Raw genomic sequence first — 1547 nt, 5'->3', positions numbered from 1 at the left:
CCAGCCCGGCCGCACGCTGCGCCGAGCCAAAGGCTCCGCGCGCGGCCTCCTACACCACAGGGTGGGACACTATCCGCTGGCCCATCTTCGAGGTTCGTCCGAGGCGCTGCTTGCCGCCCGTCGACCGTTGGACGGGTACGAGGCCGAGCCAGGCTGCGAAGTCGCGCCCCCGCCTGAAGCCCTCCATAGGCGGAACGAAAGCCTTGATCGCCATCGCGCTGACCGGTCCGATACCCGGGGCTGTCTGCAGCCGAACTGTCTCGGGATCGCTGCGGGCCTCGTCGCGCAGGCGGCGCTCGATCACAGCTATCCGCTCGCTGCAGGTCTGGAAGTGATCGAGATGCAGACGGCCAACTCGATGACGAGGGGCGGCAGGTCGCTGTCGGGGTCATTGATCTGGTGGACCAGCGACTTCACGAAGGTGAGCCCCGCTGGAGCCACGATACCGTACTCCATCAGATGGCCACGCAGCGCGTTTACGATCTGATTGCGCTGGCGGACCAGTAGGTCGCGCGTCTTGAACACCATAGCCCGGGATTGCTGCTCGGCTGTCTTCACCGGCACGAAGCGCATGGTGGGCCGTGCCGCCGCCTCGACGATCGCTTCGGCATCGTTGGCATCGTTCTTCTGTCGTTTAACGAACGGCTTCACGTAGATTGGCGGGATCAACCGGACCTGGTGGCCGAGCGCTTCCAGCTCGCGACCCCAGTAATGCGCCGAGGCGCAGGCCTCCATCGCTACGCGGCAGGGCGGGTGCTCCGCCATGAACCTCTGGAATTGCAGGCGGCTGAGCTTCTTGCGGAACACTGGCGTTCCATCCGCGGCCGCACCGTGCGACTGGAACACGCTCTTTGCCAGATCGACCCCAATCGTCGTAACCTCGTCCCTAGATGCCTCCTCCGTTCTGGTTGGACCAACACCGCCAGCTTGGCACAAAGCGATGCCGTCAGGGGTGGGGCATCCACACCATCAATGGCCGAACTCGGTCCGGTGGGCCACCGCTTCAGGTCGGAACAGGATGCTGACCTCACGAGCAAAGCCGGAGGCACGGCGCTTGCGGGCACGGCGCGGCCGCCGAGACATGCGGTGGTTCGGCAAGTGCCACCACAGTTCGGCCCGCTTGCCGTCCTTCGAGTAGACATGCCTGTAGATCGTCTCCTGGCACACGCGCGGTCGCGCGCCTTCGACCCGCATCCGGCCTGCGATCTGCTCGGGCGTCCAGCCGGACTTTGACCGCTCCTCGACGGTCTGGCGCAGCGCATCGAACCGCACGAGCTTCCGCTGCCGCGCACGCCGATCCGCCGTCTGCAGCTGCGCCGCCATCGCGAAGTAGCCGGCCACCTTGGGCATGCACCGATCGACGAAATGGTTGCGCCGGAGCTCGCGGAAGATCGTGCTCCGGTGCCGGCCCAGCACGCGCGCCATCTCCGTCGGCGACACCTTCGCCGCCTGCCAGCGCTCGATCCTGCGTCGCTCGTCCACCCTCAACTGTGCGTACTTCCGTCTCATCTTCTAACTCCTGTGATCCGACAAAGCATTGTCATCAA

General features: G+C 65.7%; 2 pseudogenes. Both read right to left on the bottom strand.

Going from position 1 to position 1547, the window contains the following annotated elements:
- Positions 1 to 67: 67 nt before the first annotated feature.
- Positions 68 to 870: pseudogene (locus Q1A87_RS23405) on the bottom strand (IS110 family transposase); the annotation flags it as partial.
- A gap of 102 nt (positions 871 to 972) precedes the next feature.
- A pseudogene (locus Q1A87_RS23400) lies at positions 973 to 1509 on the bottom strand (IS30 family transposase); the annotation flags it as partial.
- Positions 1510 to 1547 lie beyond the last annotated feature (38 nt).

The organism is uncultured Jannaschia sp., assembly GCF_947494055.1.
Lineage (GTDB): Bacteria > Pseudomonadota > Alphaproteobacteria > Rhodobacterales > Rhodobacteraceae > Jannaschia.
The sequence above is the reverse complement of the archived record's forward strand: the minus strand, read 5'-3'. Positions and strand labels throughout refer to the sequence as shown.